The 24,777-nt window shown below is 40.7% G+C and carries 19 protein-coding genes; 14 read left to right on the forward strand and 5 right to left on the reverse strand.

The annotated features are described in order from the left end of the window. The first annotated feature begins 29 nt into the window (after positions 1-29). Together Q0688_RS25600 and Q0688_RS25605 are read left to right on the forward strand one after the other, a co-directional pair. Positions 30-1,769 carry an asparagine synthase-related protein gene (locus Q0688_RS25600; RefSeq protein ID WP_299084237.1) on the forward strand — a complete coding sequence of 580 codons (1,740 nt, stop codon included), beginning with the start codon at positions 30-32 and terminating at the stop codon, positions 1,767-1,769. Positions 1,770-1,773: 4 nt separating this feature from the next. Continuing rightward, positions 1,774-2,718, forward strand: coding sequence for a polysaccharide deacetylase family protein (locus tag Q0688_RS25605; protein ID WP_299084239.1), 945 nt, complete (start codon positions 1,774-1,776; stop codon positions 2,716-2,718). Here Q0688_RS25605 and Q0688_RS25610 read toward each other — a convergent pair. From Q0688_RS25610 to Q0688_RS25620, 3 genes are read right to left on the reverse strand one after another with little or no spacing between them, the layout of a single operon-like run. Further along, on the reverse strand, positions 2,713-3,642 hold the full coding sequence (locus Q0688_RS25610) for a glycosyltransferase family 2 protein (protein WP_299084242.1): 930 nt from the start codon (positions 3,640-3,642) through the stop codon (positions 2,713-2,715). The genes Q0688_RS25605 and Q0688_RS25610 overlap by 6 nt on opposite strands. Position 3,643: 1 nt before the next feature. After that, the gene (locus tag Q0688_RS25615) at positions 3,644-4,663 is read right to left on the reverse strand and encodes a GNAT family N-acetyltransferase (protein WP_299084245.1); all 1,020 of its coding nucleotides are present in this window, start codon (positions 4,661-4,663) and stop codon (positions 3,644-3,646) included. A gap of 1 nt (position 4,664) precedes the next feature. Next, positions 4,665-5,801, reverse strand: a complete 1,137-nt coding sequence (locus Q0688_RS25620; protein WP_299084248.1) for a DegT/DnrJ/EryC1/StrS family aminotransferase — start codon at positions 5,799-5,801, stop codon at positions 4,665-4,667. 139 nt (positions 5,802-5,940) lie between these two features. Here Q0688_RS25620 and Q0688_RS25625 point away from each other — a divergent pair, with 139 nt between their 5' ends. The 9 genes from Q0688_RS25625 (at position 5,941) to Q0688_RS25665 (ending at position 18,322) form a co-directional block, all read left to right on the forward strand. Beyond that, complete coding sequence (locus Q0688_RS25625) at positions 5,941-6,771, forward strand: hypothetical protein (RefSeq protein WP_299084251.1); 831 nt, start codon at positions 5,941-5,943, stop codon at positions 6,769-6,771. Beyond that, complete coding sequence (locus Q0688_RS25630) at positions 6,771-7,598, forward strand: hydrolase 1, exosortase A system-associated (RefSeq protein ID WP_299084253.1); 828 nt, start codon at positions 6,771-6,773, stop codon at positions 7,596-7,598. Before Q0688_RS25625 ends, Q0688_RS25630 begins: the two co-directional genes overlap by 1 nt. A gap of 163 nt (positions 7,599-7,761) precedes the next feature. Then, positions 7,762-8,751 carry an acyltransferase gene (locus tag Q0688_RS25635; RefSeq protein WP_299084256.1) on the forward strand — a complete coding sequence of 330 codons (990 nt, stop codon included), beginning with the start codon at positions 7,762-7,764 and terminating at the stop codon, positions 8,749-8,751. Positions 8,752-9,042: 291 nt separating this feature from the next. Beyond that, positions 9,043-10,896, forward strand: a complete 1,854-nt coding sequence (locus tag Q0688_RS25640; RefSeq protein ID WP_299084259.1) for an AMP-binding protein — start codon at positions 9,043-9,045, stop codon at positions 10,894-10,896. Next, positions 10,896-11,798 carry a sulfotransferase gene (locus tag Q0688_RS25645; RefSeq protein ID WP_299084262.1) on the forward strand — a complete coding sequence of 301 codons (903 nt, stop codon included), beginning with the start codon at positions 10,896-10,898 and terminating at the stop codon, positions 11,796-11,798. The genes Q0688_RS25640 and Q0688_RS25645 overlap by 1 nt, the downstream gene beginning before the upstream one ends. A 211-nt stretch (positions 11,799-12,009) precedes the next feature. Next, entirely contained in the window at positions 12,010-12,960 is a 951-nt protein-coding gene (locus tag Q0688_RS25650) for an MBOAT family O-acyltransferase (protein WP_299084265.1), read from the forward strand. A gap of 143 nt (positions 12,961-13,103) precedes the next feature. After that, entirely contained in the window at positions 13,104-14,189 is a 1,086-nt protein-coding gene (locus tag Q0688_RS25655) for an SGNH/GDSL hydrolase family protein (RefSeq protein ID WP_299084268.1), read from the forward strand. A gap of 55 nt (positions 14,190-14,244) precedes the next feature. Beyond that, positions 14,245-16,761, forward strand: a complete 2,517-nt coding sequence (locus Q0688_RS25660; RefSeq protein WP_299084271.1) for a PHP domain-containing protein — start codon at positions 14,245-14,247, stop codon at positions 16,759-16,761. Positions 16,762-17,068: 307 nt separating this feature from the next. Then, on the forward strand, positions 17,069-18,322 hold the full coding sequence (locus Q0688_RS25665) for a hypothetical protein (RefSeq protein ID WP_299084274.1): 1,254 nt from the start codon (positions 17,069-17,071) through the stop codon (positions 18,320-18,322). Between the two features lie 698 nt (positions 18,323-19,020). Here Q0688_RS25665 and Q0688_RS25670 read toward each other — a convergent pair. Further along, complete coding sequence (locus Q0688_RS25670; RefSeq protein WP_299084277.1) at positions 19,021-20,256, reverse strand: pyridoxal-dependent decarboxylase, exosortase A system-associated; 1,236 nt, start codon at positions 20,254-20,256, stop codon at positions 19,021-19,023. After that, a complete protein-coding gene (locus tag Q0688_RS25675) occupies positions 20,249-21,835 on the reverse strand; it encodes an acyl-CoA ligase (AMP-forming), exosortase A system-associated (RefSeq protein ID WP_299084280.1) in 1,587 nt (528 codons plus the stop codon). Before Q0688_RS25675 ends, Q0688_RS25670 begins: the two co-directional genes overlap by 8 nt. A gap of 130 nt (positions 21,836-21,965) precedes the next feature. On the opposite strand from Q0688_RS25675, the gene Q0688_RS25680 reads away from it, so the two are divergent. From Q0688_RS25680 to wecC, 3 genes are all read left to right on the forward strand, one after another. Then, entirely contained in the window at positions 21,966-22,208 is a 243-nt protein-coding gene (locus tag Q0688_RS25680) for an acyl carrier protein (RefSeq protein ID WP_299084283.1), read from the forward strand. Positions 22,209-22,244: 36 nt separating this feature from the next. Beyond that, entirely contained in the window at positions 22,245-23,369 is a 1,125-nt protein-coding gene (gene wecB / locus Q0688_RS25685; protein ID WP_299084286.1) for a non-hydrolyzing UDP-N-acetylglucosamine 2-epimerase, read from the forward strand. Positions 23,370-23,521: 152 nt separating this feature from the next. Then, positions 23,522-24,769, forward strand: a complete 1,248-nt coding sequence (gene wecC, locus Q0688_RS25690) for a UDP-N-acetyl-D-mannosamine dehydrogenase (protein WP_299084289.1) — start codon at positions 23,522-23,524, stop codon at positions 24,767-24,769. The last annotated feature ends 8 nt before the right edge of the window (positions 24,770-24,777 follow it).

The following is a 24,777-nucleotide window of genomic DNA, read 5'->3' on the forward strand; positions in this document are numbered from 1 at the left end:
GCCGATTAAAGGAAGTACAGGATAAATACATGACAGATTCTTCGGCCGCTGCAATATGTCAGCCCATTAGGTTGCCAGTTCACGATAATTTACGTTGTGAGGTTTATACTCAGGCATCCCAAAACACCTTCAAGAACGAGCATGTTGCTATTGTTTGGTGCGGTAATATTTATCAGGAACAAGATAAATTAAGCGGGGCAGACTTAGCGCAGTTGTATCAAGATGCCAAGGATATTCAGGCGTTTTACCAGCAGCTTCATGGCCGCTTTTGGCTATTAACTGTAGACAATGCCGCGCAGCAACTCACTTTGGTGAATGACCAAATGGGTATCCAACCCTGCTATTATTCGCTGCAAGATGGCTGTTTGTATGTTTCTGAATCACTGGAAATTCTACGCCAGCAGGCTAAAGTAACTTGCACTTTGTCGAAGCAGGCAATTTACAATTATTTCTACTTTCATTGTATTCCCGCGCCAGACACCATTTATCAAGAATGTTTTAAATTGGCACCGGCCAATGCCATTAGTTTTAATGCCCAAACACAGCAACAATGCGAAAACTTGTATCGCCCAGACTTTGCCAAGCAAATAACCGACACCCAACTAGCTCAAAAAGAGTGCTTAACCACCTTAGATGAAACAGTAAAACAGCAAGTTTCGGAAAACTGTGGTGCGTTTTTAAGTGGCGGCTTAGACAGCTCAACCGTGGCCGGTATGTTGGCTAAACATCAAACACCAGCCAAAACATTCTCTATCGGTTTTGATGTCCCTGCCTATGATGAAACAGCTTATGCCAAGCTCACTGCCGAGCATTTTAATACCGAACATAAGGTGTTGTATTTAACACCCGAAATGGCGGCAAAAGAATTTGTGAAAGTGGCCCAGTATTTTGATGAGCCCTTTGGCAATTCATCGGCGATGGCGGCGTATTTTTGTGCCACTTTTGCCAAACAAAATGGGGTAACTCATTTGCTGGCAGGGGATGGCGGTGATGAACTATTTGCCGGAAACGAGCGTTATGCCAAGCAAAAAGTGTTTGAGCACTTTCATCAAGCTCCTAAATGGCTACAAGCTCTGCCTAGGGTGTTTTTTAACAATGAGTTAGCCCGAAAAATACCTATTGCTAAAAAGGCGGCCAGCTATATCGAACAAGCGGATGTGCCACTGCCAGACCGTATGGAAACCTTTAATTTTATCAAGCAGCTGGGCGCACAGAATATGTTCGAATCGGCTTTTTTAGCCGATATCGATAGCAACAAAACCATTGAGTTGAAACGCCAGCGCTACAGCGAGTGTAAGAGTGACGATCCGGTTGATTCTATGTTGTATTTGGACTGGAAGTTCACCTTAGCCGATAACGACTTAGTCAAAGTCACTAAAATGTGTGAGTTAGCAGGTGTTAGCGTGGACTTCCCGTTTTTAGACCGCAAACTGATTGATTTTAGTTGTTCTGTGCCGGCAGAAACAAAATTACCCGGTGGGAAATTACGGGACTTTTATAAAAAAAGCTGTGAAGGTTTCTTAAATGACGCCACTCTAAACAAGAGTAAACACGGTTTTGGTCTGCCTTTTGGTGTGTGGATGAAACAAAACCAGCAACTTAAAGATATCACCGCACAATGCCTTAATGCGTTTAAACAGCGTAACATTGTAAAGGATTCACTAATTGATGATGCACTCAAGGCGCACGACAGTGTTCACGCCAGTTATTATGGCGAGCTTATCTGGATTATGGTGATTTTAGAATTGTGGTTACAAGGCAAGGAATAACCGAGTGATACATTGGTGTTTAAAACAGCTTGGCCAACTCACCAGCAAAAACAAGCTGAGTATTTTGATTTATCATCAAGTGGTTGCCGAAAAAGATCCTATGCGCCCGTCTGAACCCGATGCCGCCGAGTTCCGCTGGCAAATGCAACTAATTCGGGATTACTTTAATCCACTGCCATTGGCAGAAGCGGTCACAATGCTTAAACAAGGCCAATTACCCGCCAATTCGGTATGCGTCACCTTCGATGATGGTTATCTTAATAACTTAACTGTGGCCCAGCCCATCTTGCAAGAATTAGGCATTCCCGCCACCGTTTATGTAGCTACCGGATTTAGTCATGGCTGCAATATGTGGAATGACCGGCTAATTGATTTAATCGGCAATCAACAAATAACGGAATTTAACTTGGCAGCGCTGGATTTACCGGTGGCCAAAGTGAGTGATTGGGCCTCGCGGCGCGAGTTGGCATATAGCCTTATTCCCAAAATAAAATATCAAGACTATCAACAGCGGAGCACGATCATCGATCAGTTATATGCCGATAATCAGACCAGTGAAGCCAAACCCAAGATGATGACGCCCGAACAAGTCAAACAATTATCCGAACTTGGGATCGAGATTGGGGCCCATACGGTTGACCATCCCATACTAAAATCGCAGACATTAGCTGAGCAAACAAGGCAAATAAGCGAGAGTAAGCAAACTCTAGAAAGCTGGATAAATAAACCCGTAACGGGCTTTGCCTATCCAAATGGCAAGCCCGATAACGATTACACATCAGAAGCCGTAGTGGCAGTGGCCGCCGCCGGTTTCGACTATGGGGTGTCCACCCAATGGGGCATATCAACTCCACAAGCAAAATGGTGTGAGCTAAATCGCTTTACGCCGTGGGATAAATCGCACCTTAAATTTCATTTACGATTGGTTAAAAATAAATTGGGGTTATAAACTACTTGCTCGTTTACTTTTTAAAAGTGTCAGCACGTCAATAATTTGCAAGTGCTTTAACATTGACCACATATTTTTTTGGAAGTCTTTCTTTTTATTTGAAATTTGCTGGCATAGCGTATTTTGGTCTGCCAAGTCCAATGAATACTGTTCTAAAATTTGTTCACGATATTTAACTTCATCTAATAACCTCATCCCTAAATGTTTGGTTCCCCATTCAGCTCCAGAAAAAATATTAACACCTGCTCCATAGGTACAGGTGATAAAAGCTGTAAACGATATGTTACTTGCATCACAACATAGACTTAACCACATGTGATAATCCTCACCCGCGTAGCTATAAGTTTCATCAAAACGCAACTGTGAGAATTTCTTGAACCTAAAACTTACAGTCGAAGTTCCTATAATATTAGCGAGTGCGATTTGAGAAAGCATATTACCTTGGTATAATAAACTTTCTGTATTTTCAATAGCCTTGTGTTCGTTCGGATCAACTCTGCCTGCTCGTTCAAATGCCCCTACATCCTGATTTAACTGTGTGAAATTACAAAAATGAAAATCAGAGCCGCTATCCAAAGCTTGCAAAGAATGAAAAATATGATTTTTCAACCAAACATCGTCTGAGTCTAGAAAAGAGACATATTCTGATTCTTCAGAAACACGGTCTAACGCATAGTTTCTTGCCTTTGAAACACCACCATTAGGAACACGAAACACCTTGATTTTGTCCACTAAAGTAGAGCTAATCCCCTGTAATTCTGATTCGGCGGGTATAGGTGAGCCATCATCTACGATAATCACTTCTTGAATACGTTTTAAGGCCGTTTGATTACTTATACTATTTAACGCATTAAGTAAGGTTCCAGCTTTTTTTTGGAAATATGGAATAATCACACTTGTTTTAGTCATGGTTTTCTCCATCATTCTATCTCCTAAGGCTCGATATGATCTTTAATATAAATTTCACCCAAACTTTTTCTATATAGGTTAGATGAAATAGTCCCCGTAGCTCTGAATCCAAGCGCTTATGCCATTCCATTGCTTTGCCAAAAAATTCTATGTTGGTAATTCCTAACTCAGGATGTTCTGAGTAGTGACGGATCATGTCTACTTTTAATTGCAGCGCAGGTGAAAATTGTTTAAATGCATCGTCAAAGGTGGTTTTTAAGATGATTAAGGTGTGCTCTTGTATTACACATAGATCACAGGCAACAACTTGATTATCAACTAAATAATACCAGCAACATGCTTGTTTTGTTTGAGATAGATTTGTCATCATCTCGCTATAGAATCGACCTTGAATATTGCTTGGTGTAATGGCCGTTCCTAGTTCTGCTTTCCAGCTGCGGGCTTCTATTTCGGCGTATTTCGTTACAGCTTCAGTCACTTCATTGGGTGCCACAATAAGTTGGGTTGATAACTTTTGATCGGCCCTTGCTGCGCGGTTAACTACTTTATTGTAATTTTGACGTAAATTTTTACCCAAAGATGCGAAGTACTCTTCAAAAGAACTAGGAATGGGTCGGTTACCTGTTGTTATGTAGTCCATAGTTTTGATGTGTGAGCTAGTTGGGATGGTTAGGTTTCTGGAGTCTAATTGCAGTAAATCTAGTTGTAACACCCAGCCTGGCAATGCTTTACAAAGTGTTTTAAGCGTATTTTCAGTAAGCGAATTTTCATTTTGTACCATTAAGCAGATAGGGGCTTGTGATGGCATGACGCTTTCCCATTGGCCTAAGCCTTTTCTACGGAGAAAAACCATGCAAGCTATCTTATCTTGATCATAGCCAATGGCTAGTTTTTCGTTATCTTCAAAAAAATGATTCAATAGCGATTCAATAAAAATCGAGTTAAGTATGGGTAAGTTGTGTCCTTTGATATTTAGATTATCCCAGTCACTTTTATATTGTTTAAAATCGGTTGCTGGTTTTATTTCCCAATTCATATTAGTTGTTTTCCATTGAATTTATTATTTTGACTATTGATTCCAACTCTTCTTGCCTTAAACTTTGATGACAGGGCAGTTGCACCAGTCGATTTCTATAGTCTTGACTAATAATGCAATCAGATAGCGCTACTTCTTCCCACCTTAATACTTGAATACCCATTTTTCGCAACTCTACGAAATGCCTTTCATCATTTAATAAAAAGGGGAAAACATAGGGGATATTGTTTTCGCTATTTTGATAGAGCGGCTTGCCAATTTTCGATTTGTTTAGTTCTTTAAGAAGGTAATCAAAATTGTAACGCCTTTTCTTTGCAACCTTTTTAAAATTGCTGTGATTGAGAATAAACCGAGTATGGCGATAGCCTGCTGATGCCATATCTGAGGGAGAGAAATACTTCAAACCAGATGTGTCAGCATGGCTGAACTCAGAATCATCTTTAAGGTAATTTGCTTGTTTAACTGTTTTAAATCTAAAACGGTTAATTAAATTAGTTATGCCTAAAAGGAACAGACATCCCTTTAGTTCTTGTACCCAACTACTTAGCTTGAGAAGCGGAATGTTCGTGTTATTTTTAAAATAAAGTGCTCCGCCGTCAATACTAGGTAGCAACTTGTTAATACTACAAATTTTTGCATCGACTTCACTAGTGCTGCCTAAATTTTCATATTCCATAAAACTAAATAATGCGTGAGCGCAATCTTCTATTACTAATAAACGTTCACTTTTAGCTAAATTGATCACGTCATCTATATTTTGCGTAAAACCAAAATATCTAATTACAATACAGTGGGTTACATCTTTTTTTAGTAACTTTCTAAACTCAGATATATCAACACCTAGACTTGGCAAAATTGGGTAAAAACGGATTTCGTACCCTAAATGAATAAATGGCTCGACTAAAGCAGGGCAATGATAAGCAGGGATCAAAATAACATTTTTTTTGTCTGAATGCTTAAGAGCTGTGCCCACTACACCCATTGCACCTCGACCATTTCGAGTAAGTTGGATGTTATTTAACTCCAATTGCTCTGGAAATAATCGTAAGTCCTTTAAGCGAAATTTAGGGGGAGCCTTAATAGTAACAGGCGGAAATTCAGCAGCATCTGCCATAACAGGAGGAAAAATAACTTCCATTTATCCGAGCTTTTTCATTAGTATGGGTAATCTAATGCTATCAACATTCTTAATTAGATAACATAGGTTATTCGGCATGAATATCTCGACACAATCTTATGAATTGTATTCTGACATTACTCTGAGTATGTGAAAATTAATGAACAAAGTAACACTAGAACATTCGAACACCATCAAAGGTCATTTTGTCCCCTCTACAAAGGGCGACATTCTATTAACTCAATTTGGTGAGTTGTCCAAAACCGCCATCTTATGTTTACCTTCCTTCGCCGAAGAACTCAATTTAGCCCGAGCAGTTGTTGCCAAACAAGCGCAATACTTTGCCGCAAATCAGTTGCCTTGTGTCATATTGGATTACACCGGTACTGGTGATAGCCAAGGGGAGTTTGAGCAGGTAACACCCAATGATTGGCTAGATGATATTCTCGCCGCCGGCCGTTGGTTGCAACTGCAAGGTGTTGAGAATATTGTACTGTGGGGCCTGCGTTTTGGTTCGCTATTGGCAATGGTCCATCAAGATAAGTTACTCAGTGAGTTACCCATTGTGGCACAACTGCACTGGAAACCGGTGACTAATGGTAAGCAGTTTGCCAGCCAATTTATTCGCATTAAGCAAGCCAATAGTATGATGAACCAATCGAGCGAGGAAAAGATAAATTGGCGGGAACATATTCTGGCTGGCAACCCTACCGAGATAGCCGGTTATTCTATTAATGCGTCCATGCTAAACGCCCTAGACCAATTAAAAGTACCAGCCGACTTTATCCCTAAAGTGCCTTTTTTATGGTTAGAGTTGGCGGCAAACGCTGCCACCCCTGCTGTGACTCGCTTCACTAATAATTGGCCTGAAGCAAGTTATCAATTAATTTGCCAACAAACACCGGCATTTTGGCAAGTGCCCGAGGTATTTGATTTGCCTGACTTGTATGCCATTAGCCCGGCCTTTTTGCAGAATTTGGAGGGCGTATAATGGAAACGGCTATCAGTTTTAGGATTAATAACCAGCCTAGTTTGGGGATTTTGCATAATCCCGATAACGCCAAAGATACTGCTGTGTTGCTGGTGGTAGGCGGTCCGCAATATCGTGTAGGCAGTCATCGCCAATTTGTTCAGCTTTCACGTTTTTTGGCCGAAAATAATATTGCCAGTTTGCGCTTTGATTGCAGAGGCATGGGCGATGCAGCGGGTGAAAAACAGACCTTTGAACATTTAGATGATGATATCAAAGCCGCTACCGATGCGCTGCTAGCAAACTGCCCCGACGTCAAAAAAGTAGTGATTTGGGGCCTATGTGATGCCGCCTCTGCCGCCTTGCTCTATGCCCATCAAGACTCGCGCATAACAGGTTTGATTTTGCTTAACCCTTGGCTTACAAACGAGCAAGCCATGGCGAAAAGCATGGTGAAATATTATTACTTGCAACGATTGTTATCTAAAGACTTTTGGCGAAAATTAGTCAAAGGCAATGTCAATGTGGGAGGCAGTCTAAAAGATGCTAAAGGCTTTGTGGCCGACAGTATGCAACAGAGTGAGTCGGACTCTGGCAGTTATCAACAGCGCATGCTGACTGGTGCGCAAAAATTTAAAGGGCAAGTATGTATGATCTTAAGTGGTAATGACTTAACCGCACGGGAATTTAATGAGCAAGCCCAGTCTAACAAGCAATGGAAACAGTTTGTAGAAAACTGTCAATTGCACCATTTAGAAAAGGCCGATCATACTTTTTCAAACCAGGATTTGAAGCTTGAAGTAGAAAGAATTACTGCACTATTTGTTAGTGGTAGTGATGTTGTGTGATATTAATTGAGGGAAGTTATATAAATTTAAAATTTCCATATTTAAGTTAAATATTAAACAATACTGCACTTTAATATTGGGTCTAGAAAGCAGTGAAAGTAAATACTTGCATTAAGACTAATAGTTAAAACAAATATCGAATTATTGTTGAAAAGGAAGAATCATGTTTTTAGGGTACATTCATTATTTCAGGGCTCTAGCTATATTTTTTATTGTGGCTGGTCACTCTATAGATGCATTTATTTGGAGTAATGAGGATATAGAAAAAATATTGAGAATTTTAATTTCCAATGGCAGTGTTCTATTTGTTTTTATAGCTGGCTACCTTTTTCAACATCTATCACACAAATTCGATAAATCAAAATACTACAGGTCTAAATTAAAAAATGTAATTGTTCCATATTTGCTCATTTCAATTCCTGCAATATTGATATTTGTAACAATTATTGAGCGAGAGTCTGTTTGGGAAGGTTTTTACGACTATTCGATACTTCAACAAATTGGTTTATTTTACTTAACCGGAAAACACCTAGCCCCTCTCTGGTTTATACCTATGATCTCAATATTTTATTTGATTGCACCGATTTTAGTTAAAGCAGATAAAGGAAAAATAATTTACTTTTTCTTACCCATTTTCATAATTGTGTCCTGTTATTTTGGCCGAGGCTTACCACATGAAAGCTTTGTTCATTTCTTTTCTATTTATTTACTTGGTATGTTTTGTAGTCACTTTAAGACTAAGATTAATCCATTAATCAGCCACAACTTATTTATACTCATTGCGGTTCCGCTCATAGTTTATCTTGCTTATTATGAATTTCATTATAAGGATGGAACAATGACATATGTGAACTATTTGCAAAAGTTGATGATGTCGGTTTTTTTCCTTGGTTTGTTTTTTAAATTCAATTCCTATTTAAACTCAAAGGTAATTGGTACCATTGCAGATACAAGCTTTGGCGTATTTTTTATTCATTCGTACTTTTTAACGGCAGGAAAGTTACTGTTTTTCAATGTATATGAAAAAAATGCAAGTGGTGATTTGGTAGCCTATTTCATAGTAGCAACAACTACGCTGTTCGCTTGTTCACTTATCATCTTACTAATAAAGAAAATATTTGGGAAATATAGTAAGTTAATTGTCGGAAGTTAGGAAGCAAATTGGCGGCCAAATTATCACAAATCGAAGCATACTTTCAAATTTGAATTTTTTGTATCTTGTTACAATCGTTCGAACATGCTTAAGTCGTGCAAAAGAAATTTCGACTAAATGTTAGTATTTTTTATATTTTCTAAATTAATCGGGGCATGGCAATCACACTTTAATTTAGTTTGGCGAAATGAATAATGTAAAAATGACATTCAATTATAAAGCCAAAATAAAGGTCAAAAATCCCTAACTTATTAAATCAAAAAGTTTGGCAAAAAAAATAAAGGACTAAATATGAGCACGCTTGATACCGTTTTACCTTTCGATACTATCTACAAGCAATTAAAGAAGGATGTTAAATCAAGTAAAAGTTTTCTTACTGGAAAATATAATCTCAGCTATGGTGATTTATTTAGCAAAGTTGAAAAATGTAATGCCTTATTTCATCAACTCAATTTAAATGTGGGTGATAGGGTTGTTTTGCTTTGCCATGATGATGTGGAAACCAGTGCATTCTTTTTCGCCACCTTGCTCGCGGGCCTATCTTTGGTTGTGCTCGATCCTCAAGCTTCTAATTCAGAGGTGACTATACTATTAAGCGCCGCCGAGGCTGCTGCGATTTTTATGGACGAAAAAAAGGCTGACGAGATACTGAAAGTCAGTGTTGAAACAGAAGTTCCATTGTATAAAATCAAGAAGGGATCATTTAGTAAATCCGCGTTTGGCCTCTTGCGGCTTAAGAAAGATAGTGCATCAGATGAATACCCATTAGTTACCAATAAGTTAAATAGAGTTGACCAACCACTGGGAGATATTGACTATCAAACTCCAGCGTTAATCCTATTTACATCTGGTACAACTTCATCTCCTAAGGGAGTGGAATTGAGCTTTAAAAACATCATGGTACAACAAGCAGTATACATGGAAAAGTTTGAACTCGAGCCATCTGCAATAGTAATGAATCATTTGCCATTACATCATACCGATGGATTAAATATGGCCGCTCTCATGTTGTTTTGTAGTGGCGCTAGTTGGATACGACCAGAACAGGTTGGTCATCACAATATTGAGGACTTTCTATATTCGGTGCAGCGCTACAACGTATCTCATGTCATTACTGTTCCAGCGGTACTAAATATTATCCAATCTTTGCCTGAGGAATTTGATGATTGCTTTACGGGAAATGACTTTAAATTTCTTATTTCAACAGCAGGTTTTCTCGAAGAGCAATTGTGGCTGACCATTGAATCTCGATTTAATATTCAGATCACAAATGTATACGGTTTAACAGAAACGGTGTCGCAGGCTATATTTTGTGGCCCTGAGCAATCTTCAAGACGAATGGGCACAATAGGGAAGCCCATTGGTTGTATTGCAAAAATTGTAGATGTAGAAGGAAACGAAGTAAATATTGGAGACTCAGGAGAGCTGTTGCTTAAAGGTGACTTGATTATGAACGGCTATTTCAGAAATGAAGAAGCGACATCAAGTGTATTGCAAGATGGTTGGTTTGCCACAGGTGATTTAGCAACCTTAGATGATGAAGGTTTTTACCGTATAGTTGGTCGTAAGAAGAACATGATAAACCGCACTGGTTTGGCGCTATATCCTGAAGATATTACAACTGTATTGTTAGGTGTAAATGGCATTAACGAAGCCACTACTGTGGGGTTACCGGATCCATTTCTAGAAGAAGTGGTGGTGAGCTGTGTGGTTCTGGCTGCAAGTGTAAATCTGTCGGAAAATGAAATAATTGCCTATTGCCGAGAACACCTTGCACCCGAAAAAATTCCTAATCATATTGTATTCTTCGATTCATTTCCTTATGGCCCCGCGGGAAAAATTGAAATACAGAAAGTTAAGAAGCAAGCTCAGCAGTACCTATCAGGAGCAGAAACCTCCACTTCTGGTTCAGTGATGGAGCAAACATTTGCATTAGCAGCTTCAATTTTTAAAACGCCAATCAATGAATTAAAACCAGAATCCACTCAAGAAACCTTAGTGGGGTGGGACTCTTTAGGACAACTTCAATTGGTAGTGGCCCTAGAAAAACACTTTAATATATCTCTAAGTGCGCGTGATGTTATGAACATCAAATCATTGGAAAATGCCGTTGAAATCGTAAATTCGAAATTGGAAAGTAAATAATGAGCGAACTAAAAAAGGATGATGGGATAGTAATTTTGGGGCACCCGCGATCAGGGACCACTTTACTCAGGCGTTTGCTAAATGGACATGAAAATTTGCATTGCCCGGGTGAAACCCATGTTTTGAACGCTTGCGCTCGTTTCATTCAGGCTGAACATACTGCCGATGGGTTGGATATGGGGGTGTTGGCAGGAATGAGCTTTGTTGGCATGTCTGATGGCCAAGTATTAGACAAATTACGGCATTTTGCCTTCGAACTACTCTCTTTCTCTACTCAAAATACAACAAAGCGTTGGGTTGAAAAAACAGCGGCCGATTCTTTCTATATTGATGAAATTGACACCCTGTTTGGAGAACATGCTAAATTTATTGGAATAGTTCGCCATGGGCTGGATGTAGCAATAAGTTGCAAGGAGTTTAGTGATGCTTCTGGCATGTATATTAATATGTTTAAATCTTATATACGCCAATATGAACAACCTATTGAGGCCATGTTACATTCATGGATGGATGTAACCTATAAATTAATGAATTTTGCTGAGCGCCATCCAGCGAATTGCCTACTTATTCGTTATGAAGATCTTCTAGAACAGCCCAAAGAGGTATTAGAATATGTTTGTGAATTTATAAATGAGCCTTATACCGATAACATGCTAACCGAAGGTTTAGCTAATACGATTGACTTAGGACTGAGTGATCCCAAGTGTATGGAGAAAGAAAAAATTGACAAGTCGAATGTTAATAAATGGGATAAATTACCTGGCTATCAATTAAGTCGACTGGCTGAAATTGCCAATCCATTATTGGAAAAGTTGGGATATACAGAAATCACAAATGTTGAAGAGGTTAGTCTTACTCTAGCGAGAAGACAATATGAAATATCTCTCGCAATAAAACGCTAGGTTAGAAGTCATGCATTTTGTTTCAATCGAGTGGTTTAGCTGGATACTGATAACGGTTGCGTTTTATTGGCTAGTAGCAGACAAATTCCGTCGTCATTTATTGATGTTTTGCACTGCAGTATTTTTGTTACTTAATTCCCCTGTTTCTTTCGGGCTATTGGCTGCTTTAACTATTGGCTCATATTTAGGAGTCAATTCGTCACAAGGATCGATGAGTGGAATAAAGGCTAGTTTTCTTGTTGGCGCAGTGCTGCTTTTGTTAGTGGGTTACAAGTACGCCGTTGAACTTGTTCCTATACAAGGGCAAGTTGCAATAATCATTCCCCTAGGATTAGCTTATTATAGCTTGCGAGTGATTCACTATATCTTAGAAGCGTACAAGGGGAGTTTGCCCCGCCATAGTCTTGTGGATTATCTACAATATCAATTTTTTCTTCCAACCTTAGTCATTGGGCCAATTCATAGATTTAATGATTTCCTAATTAGCTCTAAGAAAAACCATTGGAAAATGGAGTATCTTACTTCAGGTGCAGAACGAATTTTATATGGCTATGTAAAGATTACTTTTCTTGGCAACTATCTAATTTCGGGCGTATTTCAAAATTATATTGATAGTTTAGGATCCGCAGATGAACCTGGAATTATTTATTTGAACATGGTTAGGAATGGCCTAAACCTATATATGCAATTCTCAGGATTTTCAGATATTGCTATTGGTTTTGCCAAAATGTTGGGCTTTAAGGTTATGGAGAATTTTAATTGGCCTTATTTTCAAAAGAATATATCTGATTTTTGGCGTTGTTGGCATATTTCACTCACTAGTTGGTGTAGGGAATACGTATTTAACACTGTGATGTCTAGTTCTCGCAGTCCTGCATTGGGGGCAATTGCCACTATGCTTATCATTGGTGTATGGCATGAATTAAGTTTTAAATATGTCGTTTGGGGGGCTTACCATGGTTTGGGAATAGTAGTCTGGCAGCTATTTCAAAAATTCAAACCGCAACTTCCAGCTTTACCTACAATAATCAGCCCTATCACATATGTGTTGAGTGTTTTGTTAACTCTCAACTTTGTATGGTTTGGGTTTAATATAGTGAGTTACCCCACCATCTTTGAAGGATTTGCGGCGATGGGAAAAGTACTAGTATTTTGGATGTAAAAAATGAAAACAATTCTTAGTAAGTATTTGCCAAATTGGGCATTTAGACTCGTTCTAACTGCCTGGTATCTATGTTTGGTTGGCATAGTGATTTATTTTGCCTTTGAACCAACCGCTGAATTCAAATATTTGGCTTTATAATTATGTCTCTATATTTTACGACTCGGCAAAAAGAAATCCTTACTGGCATCTGTATAATTGTTTTATTTGTGGGAGCATTTGCTAGTGCTGAAATAATTCTAAGATTAGAACAAAGACTTAATTTTGGGGAAGTAACAGTAGAAAAATCAAGTGCATTTTATATTCAGGAAAGCACTAAGTTACGTTTACCTAAACCGCACGCAACTATGGGTAAAATTTCTTTCAATTCCTTAGGTTTTAGAGGGCCTGAATTATCCTCTGAGGTAGATAAGATTAGAATTGGTTTTCTTGGAAGTTCTATTACCTTCGACCCTTATGTTTTTGATGAAGCCATGACATGGCCAGCTGTTGCAACAACTAACCTGCAAAACGCTTTTCCAGGTTGCTCATTTGAGTATTTTAACGCAGGAGTCCCTGGAACCGGTACTGAAAAGGTACTTTTACACTACAAAGCCAACGTAGCAAAAATTAACGCTGATTTAGTCGTCCTCATGACGGATGATAGTAACGGTGTATTCAATGATCTCGCTAAGAGACAGGGAGTGAGCTTAACAAAACACTCCAAAAAAAGCATATTGGCACAATATTCATTGTTTTGGGAAAAACTTGAAAAAAATATGGATGTGGAGCGTGAAAAACGATTGTTAGTAAATAAAAAATCTGCACTTACGTATACAGAAGATTCTGTGACAGAGTTCTACAGAGCTACTATGGCTAACTTAATCAATGAAATAAAAAACGATGATGCACTGCCAGTCATTTTGGGATATGGACAACAATATAGACCGAATAATAATGAAAGTATTGATGCTCTCGCGACCGCCGTATATTACATGCCTTATATGGCTAAAGATGATTTCAATGTTATTTCCACTTTCTACAACAATGCAAATCAACAGTTAGCAGAGAAACTTAATGTTCCTTTCATTCCTTGGGAATATGGTGTTGAAGGTAGCGCAGAAAATTTTAAGGATTCTAGGCACTTTAGCCAGCAAGGTAGTCTGATGCTGGGGCGGCTAATTGCTAGTCAATTGATAGGAAATCAGCAATTTTTAGATAAAGTAGGCGAATGTGCAACTAATGGTTAGGTTTTAGTTAGGCACGTAGATTCGTTTCGTTAAAATTTGGGTAAATAATAATAAAATGTTTAAAAAAAGTTTCTATATTTTTATCTGGATTGTAATACCCACTATTGTTTTAACATCCTACTTAATCTTCACCAAAGAAGCCGCTGTAGTCACCCCTCAAGCTTTGTCATCTGCCGAAGCGTCGCAAACGCGAAAATTGGTGAAGGAGATATTAGGGGAGTTTGCATCAACGCAGACCTTTGTTGATATTCGGTTACAACAATCGGATATTGATGCGATTGCGGCAGTGGCTTCTCATACCATCCCCGCTAGTGCGTTTGAGGCTAGGCTAAGTCAATTTGGGTTGTTGGTTTTAGCCAGCAAGGAAGTCAGTTTTTTTTCTACCTCTATGTATGTGAATTTTAAATGTTTTTTAACCCCTAGCTTTGACAAGTTTGAGTTTGATATTTGTTATCTTGGGGATTTGCCGATAGCGGGTTCTATTGCTAACTGGATGCTCGAAAACGTGACTTTTTTGTTGTTTGGAACCGAAGTGCAGAAAACGGCAACCACCTTATTAGCAGATGCGGAGTTGCAAAATGGCGAAATCCGCTTTTCAGCGCAAAAAGCGAGTGATTTTAGTGTAAAAATTAATGAGTCAGTAAGCGATGTGGTTAAGCTGGCAACACAATTTAACAGTGTTGATAGTGTTAGCCCAACTCGGGTGACATTTTATCTTACTTATTTGCAGGGTCTTCCTCACGAAAGCGAGTCTTTGGCGTTTTATATGCAAAAGCTATTTGCATACTCAATGGGTTTTGAACAAGATTTTGATAGGGTTGCAGAAAATTCAGCCATTATTTGGGCGCTGGCTATTCATTTTAGTAATCCTCAATTTGCTCGCGCAATAGGCCTTGAACCGGATTACAAAGGTAAAAGTAATGTTGCTACTAAAATACGCGGGCGTGCCGACTTATCATTACATTTTTTATATTCCACTGTACTTGAACAGATTGCCGAATCAGATATTGGACTAAGTATTGGTGAGTTAAAGGAGATATTGGACAAAGGCAAGGGCGGAACTGGATTTAGTTTTGCTGATTTGGCGGCAGATAAGGCGGGATTGTTTTTTGCAAAGTATTCCCGTCAGAATGAGATGTTGGCCAAGCGCGTTGCGAATGTTATATCAACAATCACTGACGAATCAGCGTTTTTTCCCTTGGTGCATGACTTACCAGAAGGTTTAAATGAGCAAAATTTTTCACGTGTTTTTGGAGACTTAAATTCAGCGGAATATGCCGCCTTGGAATTAAAAATAGATCAACGTATTGCTACAGCGTTGATTTATCAGAATGCTTCAAAACCTGTTCACATTACTCAGCCTAAGGTGGTGTCGGTAAATAATGCGCCGAGGCAATGGTTTAAAGTTGACACTCATATTCATAGCCGCTTTTCAGATGGGGCGTCGGATATTATGAGCATTGCCGAAAAGGCTCAACAGTTTGGTTGCGCGGCTATTGCTATTACCGATCACGGGGATAACGACTTACCTAAGGTGTTGTCGGATAGTTATTTCGCGGATATTAGTCAAGCAGGGGTAACCTTCCCCAAATTGACTGTTATGCCTGGACTTGAATGGAACCTTCCGCCTTTTAAAGGGCGTGAACATGCCACGGTTTTGCTTCCAAAAAATAGAAACTTAAAGCGCAATTTACAAACCTTTCGGCAAAGATACGACAGCTACAAGTTGTGGCAAAAGAGCAACTATCAAGCAAAGGATGCGTTGCAGTGGCTTGCTAGTCATTTCATTTCTGATGTATTTAAGCCCGTTATTTTTTACAACCATCCCAGCAGAAAAGTTTGGCAAACGGCTGAAAATATGCACGATTTTACCGAATGGTCACAATATGATGAAAGTGTTATTGGGTTTTCTGGCGCGCCGGGTCATCAAAAAAAGCGCGGCGATGATAATGGCTCTTATGAGTTTGTACAAAAGACGGTTCATGGTTGGGATCCTTCTATTGCCATAATTGGGGGAGAGTGGGACCAATTATTGCGTGATGGCCGGCGAGTTTTTGCGGCGCGTGCGGCATCTGATTTTCACAATACTAAAATGGACTATTGGCCTTGTGAATTTTCATCAACTCATGTGAAAGCAAAATCTAATGCTCACAACGATATCCTTAATGGTTTTCATTCTGGCGATTTTTGGGCACAGCATGGTAATTTTGTAAAACAAGTGGATTTTTATCTCGAAGTTAACGGGATCAAAGCTACACCAGGTGACATGTTAGGTGTATCGGAAGGCGCTAAACTTAGAGTTGTGCTAGAAGTCGCCTTGAATAAAGCAGATTGGCAAGGATATAAAACTTCATTAGATGAAGTAGAGCTGGTTATAGTTGAAAGCGACAACATTAGCAGTCAAAAATTCTTGCCCGAGCGCTATTATCAAAATGGCAAATTCAAGTTAGTCTACGACTACAATGTAAGTAAAACCCTCGCCCAATTCCGCTGGCGTGGCCGCAGCATTCAACCAGAACAACACCATTACATGTTTTACACCAACCCAATTGCGGTACGATTGACGGATTAATTTATATTTTAACCTGTCATTCCCGAATGTTGTTATCGGGAATCCGGCGCCTTTCAGTATGTCATTCCCGAATGCAGTTATCGGGAATCCAGTGACTTTGTGCGTTAGCGGTGAACCACGAATTTCGAGTTACGAGCTAAAAGAAAAGGCGCTGGATGCCGGCTAAAAAGATTGCCGGCATGACGGTGATTGTTTTTGTCGTTTTAGAATGTTGTTATCGGGAGTCCAGTGACTTTTCTCTTGCCAATTTATTGCTAGACCTATAGCGTATTAGTTAAATAACAATCTAATAGATTGAGACTTCGCAATGCCCAATATTATTCGTAATACTATACAGTTTTGTTTAGCCTTTATTATTTTGGGGTGCAGTGAACCTGTAGATATTCCCGACATTGGTGCACCAGTTCGGTCTGTGGATTTGCAGGTCGGAACTCGCTATTTACCTCTGCCACAGAATGCCTTTTCTTTACCTAATATTTCGCAAGTCGATTTGCCTGCGGTTGCAGGCTCTGATGCTATATGGGGGGCAACGGGGCAGGATGATCTAGGCAATATTTATTTAGGTTTTTCAACTCATGGAGAAGGGCCTCAAACGTCTTATTTATATCAATATTCACCTTCTATAAACATGCTAACTAAACAGGGCAATACGCTCGACCAATTGCATCAGGCCGGCATAGATAAAGCTGGATTAGGGCAAAATAAGTTACATAGTAAGTTCTACCAGGGGGATGATGGCTATTTGTATTTTTCGAGTTTTGATGAACAAGGTGAGTCAGAACGAGATAACCCCACTTGGGGCGGGCACTTATGGCGCAAACGTCCCGACGATTTGAGTTGGGAGCATTTATTGGCAGCTCCCGAAGCGCTGATTGCGGTCAATACCGATGGCCGATTTGTTTATACCTTAGGCTATTGGAAACACATGCTGTATCAATATGACAGTCAAACCGGCAAGATAAAACGTGCTCAGGTAGGCTCTATTGATGGGCATATATCGCGAAATTTATTGGTTGATCACTTTGGTCACGTCTATGTACCTGAGGTGAGCAGTAACGCAGAGCAGCAGGTTAGTGCCCATCTTAATCAATATAATACCCGTCTAGAGTTAGTTGCGTCATATCCCTTGCCGTCATATCAGCATAAAAATATGAAAGCTCACCACGGAATTGTAGCCTATACCAGTCTGCAAAATGGCCACATTATGTTTACCACTAGTGATGGGGGCTTATATCGTATTGATCCCGATGCAGATGGAGCGAACAAAGTTATTTTATTAGGGCAATTCCATCCTGATGGTGAAAGTTACGCTGCGTCTCTGTTTAGTTTTAGTGGCGAGAACTTTTTAGTGGGCTTAGCACGTAAGCCTAAGTCAAAAGTTTATGATTGGGTTATCTATGAATTATCCACTAACACTTCGGTAAGCTACGCAACTACATTGGATGTTGGTAAATACTTACTTTACGGTAGTTCGGCTAAGGACAAAGAAGGAAACATGTATATTGGTGGGAGACAGAGTTCACCAAATCAAAAGCCAGTGTTGTTCAAAGTGAGTTATTAGGTTTTATCGGGAACCCTTCGTCTTTTAGTATGTCATTCCCGAATGTTTTTATCGGGGATCCAGAGACTTTGTGCGCTAGCGGTGAGCCACGAGTTTCGAGTGAACAGAAAAGGCGCTGGATGCCGGCTAAAAAGACTGCCGGCATGACTGTATTTACTGTTGTCATTCCCGAATGTTTTTGTCGGGAATCCAGTGACTTTATGCGTTAGCGGTGAACCACGAGTTACGAGCCAAAAGAAAAAGGCGCTGGATGCTGGCTTAAAAGACTGCCGGCATGGCGGTACTTACTGTTGTCATTCCCGAATGTTTTGATCGGGGATCCAGTGACTTTGTGCGTTAGCGGTGAGCCACGAGTTACGAGCCAAAAGAAAAAGGCGCTGGATGCCGGCTAAAAAGACTGCCGGCATGACGGTACTTACTGTTGTCATTCCCGAATGTTTTTATCGGGGATCCAGTGACTTTATGCGTTAGCGGTGAGCCACAAGTTTCGAGTTTCGAGTGAACAGAAAAGGCGCTGGATGCCGGCTAAAAAGATTGCCGGCATGACGGTACTTACTTTTGTCATTCCCGAAGGTTTTTATCGGGAATCTAGTGACTTGTAGTTTTTTGAGAGCTAAAAGAATAGGCGCTGCATGCCGGCTAAAAAGGCTGCCGGCATGACTGCACTTATTTGTCATATCTAAGGATGTCGGGGTCTATTAAACCAATATTTCACTGACATGCGGATGACCAAGAAAGTCTTGGGGGCTGGCTGTGGGGCCGTAGGCGCCGGATTGGAATATGACTAGCCAGTCACCTAACTCGGCTTTGGGTAGCTGCATTTTATCGGCTAGGGTATCTAGGGGAGTGCATAGTGGGCCTACAGCGCTGACTTTTGCTTCCTCCGGTGCTAAGCCCATTTTATTGCCAATGGCTACGGGGTAGTTTTTACGAATAACTTGGCCAAAATTACCTGAGTTGGATAAATGGTGGTGTAAGCCGCCGTTGGTCATTAGGTAGGTGTGACCCCGTGATACCTTTATATCTGTGATTCGCGAGGCATAAATTCCGGCTTCGGCAACTAGAAAACGGCCTAGTTCAAAGATTAATTCGAGCTTGGCCAGTTGTGGGTATTGTTTAAGCAGTTGTTTGAGGTTTTCGCCTATGGGCGCAAGATCTAAACGCTTTTCACCAGGGAAGTAAGGAATGCCCATACCACCACCCAAATTTACTGTGACCGTGGGGGTAGGGGTGATATCTATTAGTTTTTGGGCTAAAGCAAAGGTGTTGTTGTGGGCATCGATGATGGCTTCTTGTTTGAGGTTTTGTGAGCCCCAAAATATGTGAAAGCCTCTAAATTCAAATTGACTGTAATCGAGTGTGGGTAAAATCTCAAAAAGTCGTTCTTCATCAATTCCAAATTGTTTAGGGCCGCCGCCCATTTTCATACCTGATGCTTTTAATTCAAAAGCGGGATTTACTCTAAAGGCGATAATGGGTTTTATGTCGAGTTCTTGGCCTAACTTGACGGCACGTTCAAATTCCAGTTCAGACTCAATATGCAAGGTAATACCCGCAACTATAGCCGCGCGGATTTCTGGGAGTTGTTTGGCGGGCCCTGCAAAACTGATATCTCGGTTTGGCATGCCAGATTGAATGGCCATAAGCATTTCTTTCTGAGAGGCAACATCGAAGCCTTCTACCCATGGGCGCATCGCATTAATTAGCGGCATGTAGGGATTGGCTTTAATAGCGTAATGTAATTTTATGCTTGCTGGAATATGGCGATGAAAAATATCGATTTGAGCTTTCACTACTGTTTGATCATATGCGTAGAACACTTGTTTATCTAGCATACTGGCAAGTTGATCGAGTGAGTATCCACCTATCTGGAGTTGGGTGTCTTTAACTTCAAACTGGTGCATATCTGCATGTACAGGCGACGCTTTATTCATGGCTGTATTTTTCCTTCATTTCTTTACTTAACTTGCTGCGATCGACTTTGCCATTTGGGTTACGAGGCAAATGAGAGCGTATTTCTAGCCATTTTGGATGCATAAAATTAGGCAGGCTTTTTTTGCATTTATTGAGTAATTCTTTTTCGGTTATTTCATGCTCGTCTTTGATCACAATCAATAGCACTATTGCTTGTCCCAGTTCGAGGTTAGGTACCCCACAAGCAATGGCTTCGGCAACTTCTTCAGCGCCTTGGTAACAGGCTTCTTCTACTTCCATTGGGCTGACGCGGTAGCCGGATGTTTTGATCATTTCATCTTTGCGGCCTACAAAGTATAAATAGCCACTGTCATCTTTTTTTACAGTGTCGCCCGACCATACGGCCATCTCGGTTAATACTAAACCGTTTCGTTTAACGGGTAGAGGTTTAAAGCGTTCGGCGGTTTTCTCTGCGTCGTTCCAATAACCTAAACTCACCAATGGGCCGCGATGTACCAACTCACCAGGCTCGTTTGCTGCGCATTCGTTGCCGTCTTCGTTTATCACCATGATTTCGGCATTGGGGATAGCTTTGCCCATTGAGCCTGGGCGTTCGTCTACTTTATCGGGTGGTAAATAGCTGCTGCGAAATGCTTCGGTTAGGCCATACATCAGATAAGGAGCGGCGTGGTTGAAGGTTTCACGAATTTTAGCAAGGGTCACTTGGGGCATGGCACCGCCTGTGTTGGCAAAGTAACGTAATTGTGCGGTAGCCGAGTCAGGCCATTTTGCTTTCATTAGTTGCTGCCAAAGAGGTGGCACGGCTGTTAAGCCCGTGACTTGGTGCTTTTCGATGGTTTTGACTACGTCGCCTGCTAAAAAATAGTCCATCAACACGCAACTTGCACCGACAAAAAAGGCCGTGGTGATTTGACTTAGGCCTGCATCAAAGCTTATGGGCAGTAGCGCTAAAATCACGTCATTTTCATGGTTAAGTAAATAACTCGAAACACTATGGGCACCACATACTAAGTTTCTGTGGGAGAGCACCACGCCTTTAGGTTTGCCGGTGCTGCCCGAGGTATACAAAATCGCCGCCATGTCGTTTTCAACTCGAGGTGTTTGCTCTAGCTCTTGGCTGGGTAACTCGGTTAACAGGGTTACTTTGGCGTTGATTGTTGCCATATCATCTTGGGCAGGCAATTTGTCTATCAACACCACATGCTGTAAATCAGGACATTGATTAACGATACTCGATAACGCTTTTAAGCGGTCGCTGCTGGTGATAAGAATTTTGACGTTGCAGTCGTTTAAAATATGCTGCACTTGCAGAGCTTTTAACACCGAATTTACCGGAACAAAGGTGCCATTTGCTTGGGTAATAGCAAACAAACTCATCACAGTAACCGGCAATTTGGGTAAAAACACCGCCACTCTTTCGCTGCGTTGTAAGCCAAGGCCAAACAAGCCTTTGGCTAGTTCAGTTGTTTGTGCGCTTAACTGGGCATAACTGATACTTTGCTGCTTGTAGATGAGGGCTTGGTTATCGGGCTTTACGTGGGCAGTGTAAGAAACGAGTTCATCGAAAAAGGTGACCATAGTGGCGGTTATCTCTGTTAAGTGTTTTAAAGGTATTTCTTATTAGGATAAATAATGGAACAATGAGCATAATGACAATAGAGCCAAGCTCTGTCCATAATAAAAACGCAATAATACAGGTAGTAATAGAATGAATACAGTCGCCTTGGTGAAAGACATATTAATTGATGCTTTACAACTTTCAAACGACACCCCTATCGATTCAGAAACAGCATTATTAGGCTCAATACCCGAGTTTGATTCTATGGCCGTAGTTACAGTGTTAACCGCGATTGAAGATAGTTTTGGGATTGAAATTGATGATGACGAGATCAGCGCAGAGGTATTTGAAAACTTTGGTACGCTGTGTGGTTTTGTAGAGCAAAAAATCTAACATCTTTATTTTGGGTTTGTGAATTAAGGAAGTGTTGTGAGCATTAAAAAAGTATTGTTGGTATTTGGTACCCGTCCCGAAGCAATAAAAATGGCACCTTTGGTGTTGGAACTAAAAAATAGAGCTGAGCTTGATGTCGAGGTGTGTGTGACCGCGCAGCACCGCGAAATGTTAGATCAAGTGCTTGATTTATTTGCATTGAAGCCTGACTACGATCTTGATTTGATGCAACCTGGACAGGACTTATATGACATCACCACCAAAGCGCTGCAAGGGCTCAAAGGTGTTTTAGAAACAAGCAAACCCGATATTGTGTTGGTGCATGGTGACACTACTACTACTTTTGCCTCATCCTTAGCTGCATTTTATCAACGGATCCCTGTGGGCCATGTTGAAGCAGGACTACGCACAGGCAATATTTATAGCCCTTGGCCTGAAGAAGCTAATCGCAAGTTAACTGGATCTCTCACTCAATTCCATTTTGCACCTACGACTAAAGCTCAGAACAACCTATTAGTTGAAAATGTAAATGCCGACACTGTGTTTGTGACGGGAAATACCGTCATTGATGCCCTTATTCAGGTTGAAAAACGTATAGAGGCAGACCAAGATCTTAATCAAAAATTAAAGAGTCAATTTGACTTTATCGACCCTACCAAAAAACTTATTTTGGTTACCGGCCATAGGCGTGAAAGCTTTGGTGATGGGTTTGAAAATATATGCCAAGCCTTACGCACTTTGGCTCAGGAAGATGATGTGCAGGTGCTGTATCCTATGCACCTTAACCCCAATGTAAGAGAGCCTGTTAATCGAATTTTACGTGATGTTGGCAACGTGTTTTTGATTGAGCCGCAGGAATACCTTCCTTTTGTTTATCTGATGAGCCGTGCGTATATCATCTTAACCGATAGTGGTGGGGTGCAAGAAGAAGCCCCTTCACTAGGAAAACCGGTATTGGTTATGCGTGATACAACTGAGCGGCCCGAAGCCGTTGATGCCGGCACTGTTAGATTAGTGGGCACTGATTACGATTGTATTGTGAAAGAGTCTATGGCATTGCTAAGAGATAAACAGGCTTATGAAAACATGTCTTTTGCCCATAATCCCTATGGAGATGGCAAAGCCTGCCAGCGGATAGCCGATATCATTTTGAAAAATTAAACAGTAATTTAACCACAGAGCGCGCAGAGGTTTTTAGATTTAGCAAATAGTAGTCTTTTCTCTGTGGCCTCTGTGGCCTCTGTGTCTCTGTGGTAATAATAAGTTTCTAGTGACTCAAGTGTCACAGGTGATTAACCTAATAAGGATTAAAAATGGCTTTTGAAAAAGTTTCAGTTGTTGGATTGGGGTACATAGGATTGCCGACTGCGGCTGTTATCGCTTCACGAGGTATTGAAGTTATAGGTATCGATGTTTCAGAGAAAGCAGTCGAAACCATTAATCAAGGCAAGGTACATATAGTTGAGCCTGATTTGGATATGGTGGTTCAAGCGGCGGTTACTATGGGTAAATTGCGTGCTTCTTTGACGCCAGAGCCAGCGGATGCCTTTATGATTGCGGTACCCACGCCTTTTAAAGATGGCCATAAACCCGACTTAAGTTTTATTCAAAAAGCAGCACAAGCCATTGCGCCGGTATTAGAAAAAGGTAATTTGGTGATATTGGAGTCGACTTCTCCTGTGGGCGCCACAGAAAAACTTTCGAAATGGTTGCAAGAATTACGTCCTGAACTGCACTTTCCCGGGCAAACCAGTCAAGAACCCGACATGTTTGTGGCTCATTGCCCAGAGCGAGTATTACCAGGCAGAGTGCTTGAAGAACTTGTCTCAAACGACAGAATTATAGGTGGCATGTCTGACAAATGTGCGCAAAAAGCCATAGAGCTATATAAAACCTTTGTGCGAGGCGAGTGCATTTCGACTAATGCTCGAACAGCTGAAATGGCCAAGTTAACTGAAAACTCATTTCGTGATGTCAATATTGCCTTTGCAAATGAACTATCCATTATCTGTGATGAACAAAAAATCAATGTGTGGGAGCTTATTGCACTGGCGAACCGCCATCCAAGAGTGAATATATTAAGCCCTGGACCTGGTGTAGGCGGGCATTGTATCGCCGTTGACCCTTGGTTTATTGTGGACTCTGCGCCAGAGTCGGCTCGTATTATTCGCACCGCGCGTGAAATCAACGACAGTAAGCCGCAATATGTTATAAATAAAGTCGAAGCGGCAGCCGACGAATTTAAGCGTCCTGTCATAGCCTGTATGGGCTTGGCATTTAAACCTGATATTGACGATTTACGCGAAAGTCCCGCATTGGATATTACCTGCCAATTAGCCGATATGAATGTTGGCGAAATCTTAGCCGTCGAACCTAATATTCAGCAATTGCCAGAAAGCCTAACAGGCAAAAATGTAGAACTAGTGAGCCTATCAGAAGCCCTAGACCGCGCCAATGTGCTGTTAGTGCTGGTGGATCATAAACCCTTTAAAGCACTAAATATAAACGACGTAAACACCAAAGTTGTGGTTGATACCCGTGGTTTGTTTGCACATATGTAAACTAGGTT

The sequence above is a fragment of the uncultured Paraglaciecola sp. genome (assembly GCF_937123705.1).
Classification (GTDB): domain Bacteria; phylum Pseudomonadota; class Gammaproteobacteria; order Enterobacterales; family Alteromonadaceae; genus Paraglaciecola.